We start from the raw sequence: 503 nt of genomic DNA on the forward strand, positions 1-503 counted from the left end.
GACCAGCAGCAGCGAGGCGGCGGTGGTGGCGAGCACGCCCCGGCGGGAGGTGCGCCGCGGCGCGGGCAGCGGCGGGGCCGCGATTGCGGTAGGCTCGATGGAAGCCGCGAGCATAGGGGGATCATCCCTTGCCTGTGGTCAGGCGCGGGTGGGTGCTGGACACACCCGCCTGCGCCGCCTGATGCCGGGGAGCCGCCCCGGCGCGGACGGCTCAGACGGCGGCAGGCGCCGGCTGGGCAATGGGTTGGGCACCACCGGCGAGCTGCTGGCTCAGCAAGCAGGCGGTGGATTCACCGAGGCCGGCCGGCACCGTCGGCACGCGGCGTGCGGGCGCCTGCCTCGGGCGGCGGGCCAGCACCGGCCGGGGCTGCGGCCCGTGCAGCGCCACCTCGGCCCGGCGTAGCGCGGCGCGGGCGGCGTTCAGCGCGCGGAAGGCGGCGGCCTGGGCGGCGCGGCGGGCCTCGGCACCACCGGACGTGCGGTTCGCCACGCGCAGGGCCTCG

Annotated in this window: 1 protein-coding gene; it reads right to left on the reverse strand. The window is 79.1% G+C overall.

Annotated elements, in window-relative coordinates; all coding sequences use genetic code 11:
• Positions 1-211: 211 nt before the first annotated feature.
• On the reverse strand, positions 212-503 hold a 292-nt coding region (locus M0638_RS28370), incomplete at its 5' end, for a hypothetical protein (RefSeq protein WP_248670312.1).

The sequence above is a fragment of the Roseomonas acroporae genome (assembly GCF_023223525.1).
Lineage (GTDB): Bacteria > Pseudomonadota > Alphaproteobacteria > Acetobacterales > Acetobacteraceae > Roseomonas_E > Roseomonas_E acroporae.